The sequence below is a fragment of the Mycobacterium heidelbergense genome, assembly GCF_050205645.1.
In the GTDB taxonomy this organism is placed as follows: domain Bacteria; phylum Actinomycetota; class Actinomycetes; order Mycobacteriales; family Mycobacteriaceae; genus Mycobacterium; species Mycobacterium heidelbergense_A.
The window spans coordinates 1-480 of the sequence record NZ_JBNMQT010000065.1; the positions used below are offsets into that span (position 1 = coordinate 1).

At 66.0% G+C, this 480-nt stretch carries 1 protein-coding gene; it reads right to left on the reverse strand.

Features of this window, described 5'->3' with window-relative positions; all coding sequences use genetic code 11:
- Positions 1-480: DUF222 domain-containing protein (locus ACQI5H_RS24605; RefSeq protein ID WP_427081897.1), on the reverse strand; the 480-nt coding region annotated here is incomplete at both ends.

Sequence of the window (480 nt, forward strand, 5' to 3'; positions counted from 1 at the left end):
CGTGCAGCCACGATCCTTGGCGTACAGCACGATTCGTTGTGCGGGGGAGGCCAGGCGTTTCGTGTGATACAGCGCCAGGGTCTTGCCTTTGTCGAAGATCGCCAGGTAGTGCCGGGCGTGGCGGGACAGGCGGATCACATCGCTCATGGGCAGGATGCTGCCTCCACCGGTGAGTCCGCGCCCGGCGGCGGCTTCGAGCTCGGCCAGGGTAGTGGTGACGATGATGGAGGCCGGTAGTCCGTTGTGCTGGCCGAGTTTTCCCGACGCCAGTAGCGCGCGCAGGGCGGCATTGAGCCCATCATGGTTGCGCTGGGCAGCCGAGCGGACGTCGTTGTCGATGGCTTCTTGTATGGGAGTGCTGTCCACACAAGGGGTTTGATCGTCGGGGTTGCACATGCCGGGCGCGGCCAGTTTCGCCAACACGGCTTCGAGGGTGGCGCGCAGCTCGGGGGTCAGCCACCCGCGCAGCTGCGACATGCC